We start from the raw sequence: 527 nt of genomic DNA on the forward strand, positions 1-527 counted from the left end.
GGCGGGAAGAGGCCGGCGCCGGATCCCCCACGTCGGCGGGCGCACCCGGGCCGGCCGGGACGCCGGCTTCGGCCGGGGGCCCCCGCAGGGCGTCGTCCTCGGGATCGGTGGACCGCGCTGGCGAGGTCGGTGCACGCAGCCCCGCGGGACCGGCTGGAAGCGGCGCGGCCGAACCGGCACGAAGCGCGGGTCACGGAACTCGGGCGCGGCCGCCAGCCGCGGGTCAGGCTGGTGCAGACGACGAACGCGGGTCGGGTGGGGCGCCCGCCGCGCCGGTTCCGGGAATGCCGCCGGTTCCGGGAATGCCGCCGGTTCCGGGAACGCCGCCGGTTCCGGGAATGCCGCCGGGATCCGCCGTGGGAGCACGGGCGCCGGCCTCCGGCCGGGCCGGGGCGAGCGGAGGTCCGGCAGCGTCTGCTGGCGACGAAGCAGCTTCGAAGGCTGGCCGTGCCGCTGCCGGTCAGCCGGGGAAAGAGCGTGTGCCCGAGAATCCCGCGGGTGCCGGCACGCGACCGCCCGGCCTGGCC

General features: G+C 79.1%; 1 protein-coding gene. It reads left to right on the forward strand.

Features of this window, described 5'->3' with window-relative positions; translation table 11 throughout:
• Window positions 1-129: 129 nt before the first annotated feature.
• A partial coding sequence (locus tag NBZ83_RS32555) for a hypothetical protein (protein WP_261576557.1) occupies window positions 130-527 on the forward strand: 398 nt, incomplete at its 3' end.

The organism is Frankia gtarii (assembly GCF_025403375.1).
In the GTDB taxonomy this organism is placed as follows: domain Bacteria; phylum Actinomycetota; class Actinomycetes; order Frankiales; family Frankiaceae; genus Frankia; species Frankia gtarii.